We start from the raw sequence: 4,449 nt of genomic DNA on the forward strand, positions 1-4,449 counted from the left end.
CACCAGCGCAGCCCGCCCGCACCCCCGCCGCCGGCCGCGACCAACGCCGCCACCAGCAGCACCGCCGGGCCGAGCGCCCCGACCACGGCCAGCGTCAACGGCCCCACCGGGCGCAGCACCGGCATCCGGGTCGCCAACGGCCCGTCGTCGCGGTGCAGGGTCGCGTCGACGGTGTCCAGCACCGGCACCCACATCCAACGGGCCCGCAGGGTACGCAGCGCCCCGGTGTACGCGAACGCGAGCGACCCCCAGACCAGCACCGCCACCAGGCTGACCGTCGGGCCGAACAGCGCGGCGGTCAGCGCGATCAACGCCCACCGCTCCCCGATCGGGAAGACCACCGTCCGCTTCAACCAGTACGACACCGAACCGGTGTCCGCCTGCACCCGGGTCGAGGCGGCGTTGAGCATCCCGCCGATACCGCTGCCCGCACCCGCCGCCGGCCGGGGCCGCCGGGCCGCCTCGTCGTGCAGCACCCCGTACCAGGCGTCGGTCATGTGCCGGACGGTCTGCAACGTCATCGCCGCGATCGCCAGCGCCCAACCGAGGCGGAACCCGGCGGCGGTGGCCCCGAAGCCGAGGCCGGCGTAGACCAGGTACTCCTTCGCCCGGTCGGCCATCGTGTCCAGCCAGCCGCCCCAGGCGCTGAAGTGCCGGGTGTAACGGGCCAACTGCCCGTCCACGCAGTCCAGCACGAAGCCCAGGTAGAGCAGGACACCGCCGGCCACCAGCGCGGGCCGGCCGCCGACACCGAAGAGCACCGCCGCGACCGCGGCGAAGAGTACCGAGATCATCGTGACCGCCGTCGGGCTCAGCCGCAGCCGGGCACACGCCTTCGTCACGTAGGGCGACCAGGTGCTGACGAAGTAGGTGGTGAAGAAGTCGTCCCGCTCCTTGACCGACAGCCGCAGCTCGGCGCGGTCCTCGTCCACCCCCGCCAGCGCCGCCTCGGCGGCGTGCAGCCCGGCGGTGTCGCCGACCCGGTGCGCCACGAGCAGGCGTACCCGGTGGGCGAAGGTCAGCGTGCCGAGCGCGGTGAGGGCGGCGAAGAGCCGGTCCACCGCGGGCCCGGCCGCCGGCGCGACCGCGGCGGCCCGGGCAGCGGCGGCGAGCGCCGGCAGGTCGCCCACGCCGACCCGCAGCGCCCCACCGAACACACCGGTCGCGTCGGCCAGGTCCGGCCCGGCCGCCACCACCTGGCCTCGTTCCTCGCGGACCGCGACCCGGCCGTCGGCCGGCGGATCGGTGAGCACCAGGGCCACCGTCGACCCGACCGGACTGGTCCGCAGATGCCTGAGTACGGCGGTGTGCGCGACCAGATCGGCCCCGCTGACCACCACCGGCCCGGTGGCGGTGTCCACCAGGGCGGCGAGTTCGGCCAGATCGGCGACGGCGCGGACCTCGTCCACCCCGGCCCGCCGCCACTGCGCGGTTAGCCGGTCGGCGAGGGACTCCCCGGTCGAGGTCGGCAGGCTCGCGGCCGGCGCACCGGCGGCGAGCACGATCGCGAGCGTCACCGCGGGACCGCGGCGTGGTACGCGTCGAGCGCCTCGGCGACCGTGCCGTCCACGATCAGCCGCCCGCCGTCGAGGTAGAGCCCTCGTCGGCAGAACCGGGTCAGATCCTTCTCGTTGTGTGACACCAGCACCAAGGTGCGCCCCTCCGCGAGCAGTCGGTCGATCGTCGAATAACACTTCTTGCGGAACTCCGCGTCGCCCACCGCGGTCACCTCGTCCATCAGCAGGATCGGATGCGGCAGGTGCGAGATGATCGCGAACCCGAGCCGGACCTTCATCCCCGACGAGTAGTGCCGGACCGAGGTGTCGATGGCGCCCTCCACCTGCTCGCCGGCGAACGAGACGATCTCGTCGAAGTGCCGCTTCAGGTATCCCGACGACAGCCCGTGCAGGCCGCCGACAAGGTACAGGTTCTCCCGCCCGGTGAGGTCGTTGGAGAAGCCGGCGGAAAGTTCCAGCAGGGGTGCCACGTCGCCCCGGACGGTGATCCGCCCCTCGTCCGGGATGAGCACCCCGGCGATCAGCCGCAGCAGGGTGCTCTTGCCGGTGCCGTTGCGTCCGATCACGCCGACCGTGTCGCCCGCCTCGACGCTGAACGACACGTCCCGCAGCGGCCAGAACCGGCCGGCCGCCGCTCCGCGTCCGCCCCGGTGGATGAACAGCTCCCGCAGCCGCAACTGCCGGCGGCGGTTGCGGACGAAGCGGATGCCGAGGCCCTCGGCCTCGATGATCGGAGCCACCTCACAGCTCCTTGAGCACGGCCGGTTCGAGCCGGCGGAACGTCCACCAACCGGCGACCAACACCAGCACGCTGCCGCCGACCGTGGTGGTCAGCAGCCGGGCGTCCGGGAACTCGTCCGGATACCAGATGGCGTGCTGGAGCTGGAAGATCCCGACCAGCGGGTTCAGCTCGTACGCCACCTTCAGCCAGCCCGGCAGCTCCGAGTCCCGGACCAGGCTCAACGGGTAGATGATCGGCGTGGCGTAGAAGAGCACCCGGACGATCAGCCGCATGAACCGCTCGACATCGCGCATCAGCACGTTGACCGCGGAGAGCAGCAGCGACAACCCGATCAGCAGGGTGGCCTGCACCAGCACCGCCAGCGGCAGGGCGAGCAGTGACCAGCCGGGGTCGATGCGGCCGTGCGCCGCGTAGACGGCGGCCACCGCGACCAGGATCGGCAGGCCCGCGACGTACTCGGCGAACCGGCCGGTGACCCGGCCGATCGGGAAGACCTGCCGGGGCACGTTCATCGTGGTGATCAGGCGGGACTGCCCGGTCAGCGCGCCGGTCGCCTCGCTCAGCGCCGAACTGGTCCACATCCAGGCGAAGATGCCGGTGATCAGGAAGAGCGGGTACGAGTCGGCCGCCTGCCCGAGGTGCCGGCTGGTGTCGCCGGAGTAGAGCACGCCGAAGACGAAGAAGTAGATCGCACCCATGCCGAGCGGTTCGATCAACGACCAGAGGTAGCCCAGCACCGACTGCTGGTACTTCACCGCCAGGTCCCGCTTGACCAGGATGCGCAGGGAGTTGCGGTGCGACCAGAGAGCTGCCACGCCAGCGGTCACCGTCGCCTCCCGCCTGAAGAAGAACGGACGAAAGGTTAGCAGTAGGTGAACGAACGCCCGTCGGCACTCGATCACGATGCCGGGCCACCCCGTTCCCGCGCGACGCCGGCCGCGCGGCCGTGATCGCCTTGATGCTAGCCACCGGTGCCGCTCGACGCAGCGGATCCTTCACCTGAGCCGCGGCACCGGTGATCGGCTCCGGCTGCGGCATGTCGCGGCTTGACCGCGCTAAGGCGGCTTGACCGCGCTAAGACAGCGCACCATGCGGCGAACGGCGCAGCGGCGGCCCGGAACGACCGGGCCGGGTGGGCGCGTCGGTCGGGACCGCCACGGGTAATCACCTACGGGTACGCAGTCACCGGATCCCCCTCGGGACGGAGGGCGAGTCGACCACCCCTTCCTACCGTGGAGGTCAGCGCGGCGGATCGCCGCAGAGTGGGAGTACGACGATGAGTCGCAAACTGGTCCGACCCCGCCAGGGGCGCATGCTCGCCGGCGTCTGCGCCGGCCTGGCCCGCCGGTTCAACACCTCGGCCAACCTGATCCGGCTGCTGTTCCTGCTGTCACTGCTGCTGCCCGGCACCCAGGTGATCGTCTACCTGGTGCTGTGGATCCTGATGCCCAACGAGGACCGCGCCGCGACCGGCCACTGACGCCGGGACGGGATCCGGGCCGGGGCGCGGCGGGCCTCGCCCCGGCCAGGCCCGCAGGTCAGGGGGCGGTGTAGGTGACCGTCACCCGCTCGTAGCCGAGCGAACGGAGCAGACCCTCCAGCATCTTGCGGGTGTTCTCCTCGGCCCGCTGCGGCAGGCCGCTGTCCCGGGCCGCCGCGGTGATCCGCTCCTCGGCCAGCCGGTAGACCTGCTGCTGTCGGTTGGGGTCACCGTCGACCAGCTCACCCACCCGGTTGAGCAGGCCGCGCTCCTCGGCGAAGACGTAGCTCGACTCCAGGTCCAGGTTGGTCTCGCCGAGCTGCGGTGCGGGCAGCCGGACCTCGACGGACTTACCGTCCGGGGAGACCACCAACGCACCCTCCGACAGCTTCGAGAAGTCGACGTACGCCTCGACGCTGCCCGCCCCGACGAACAGCGTCCGCTGGTTGAGCAGCCACTCGGGCACGTTGTTCCGGTCCCTCTGCAGGTCGACGACGACCTGGAAGTTGCCCTCGGCGGCGACGTAGCGGCTGAGATCCTGGATCGACTTGAGCAGCGGCGGCTGGCTGCGGTCGGTCTGCTCCTCGGCGAACGGGTTGCGGAAGTCCGGAAAGATCCCGGCGGTCTGGGCGCCGAGCAGCGCGACCACCACCAGCGCCGCCGCGCCGAGCAGCAGCAGCAGGCGCTTCACCGGCCCACCCGAGGCCCCC

The 4,449-nt window shown here is 71.9% G+C and carries 5 protein-coding genes; 1 reads left to right on the forward strand and 4 read right to left on the reverse strand.

The features are described from left to right. The 3 genes from E1166_RS29660 to E1166_RS29670 all read right to left on the reverse strand — a co-directional run. Positions 1-1,472 (reverse strand): CDP-alcohol phosphatidyltransferase family protein (locus E1166_RS29660; protein ID WP_243710591.1); only part of this gene is annotated, 1,472 nt, incomplete at its 3' end. 41 nt (positions 1,473-1,513) lie between these two features. Then, on the reverse strand, positions 1,514-2,257 hold the full coding sequence (locus E1166_RS29665) for an ABC transporter ATP-binding protein (protein WP_132343135.1): 744 nt from the start codon (positions 2,255-2,257) through the stop codon (positions 1,514-1,516). Between the two features lies 1 nt (position 2,258). Continuing rightward, on the reverse strand, positions 2,259-3,086 hold the full coding sequence (locus E1166_RS29670) for an ABC transporter permease (protein ID WP_132266558.1): 828 nt from the start codon (positions 3,084-3,086) through the stop codon (positions 2,259-2,261). 449 nt (positions 3,087-3,535) lie between these two features. Here E1166_RS29670 and E1166_RS29675 point away from each other — a divergent pair, with 449 nt between their 5' ends. Continuing rightward, the gene (locus tag E1166_RS29675) at positions 3,536-3,739 is read left to right on the forward strand and encodes a PspC domain-containing protein (protein ID WP_132266555.1); all 204 of its coding nucleotides are present in this window, start codon (positions 3,536-3,538) and stop codon (positions 3,737-3,739) included. Between the two features lie 58 nt (positions 3,740-3,797). Here the strand turns inward: E1166_RS29675 and E1166_RS29680 are convergent. Beyond that, a partial coding sequence (locus E1166_RS29680) for a DUF4230 domain-containing protein (RefSeq protein ID WP_207914651.1) occupies positions 3,798-4,449 on the reverse strand: 652 nt, incomplete at its 5' end.

This window comes from Micromonospora sp. KC213 (genome assembly GCF_004348325.1).
Classification (GTDB): Bacteria; Actinomycetota; Actinomycetes; order Mycobacteriales; family Micromonosporaceae; genus Micromonospora.